Genomic DNA, 245 nt, shown 5'->3' with positions numbered 1-245 from the left:
CAGGGAAACACCGATGATACCGGCCCCGCCGAGGAGCCCCACTTCCTCTTGTCCGCGCCAAATCAGATAGATCACCAGGACGGGCCAGTGCACGAGATACAGGGCGTAGGAAATATCACCCATCTTCATGAGCGGCGGCCAGGTCAGCAGCCGGTCGGCACCAAACCTGCTGCCGGTGGAGCCTGCCGTAATAACCAGAGCCGCTGCTGCCAGGGGCCACAGGGCCACGTACCCGGGGAACTGGC

At 63.7% G+C, this 245-nt stretch carries 1 pseudogene; it reads right to left on the bottom strand.

The features are described 5' to 3' along the window. Positions 1 to 228, bottom strand: a pseudogene (locus tag SB754_RS22330) (acyltransferase); the annotation flags it as partial. Positions 229 to 245 lie beyond the last annotated feature (17 nt).

It is taken from the genome of Leifsonia sp. SIMBA_070, from assembly GCF_046534635.1.
Taxonomy (GTDB): domain Bacteria; phylum Actinomycetota; class Actinomycetes; order Actinomycetales; family Microbacteriaceae; genus Leifsonia.
This window is presented reverse-complemented; position numbering and strand designations above follow the sequence as displayed.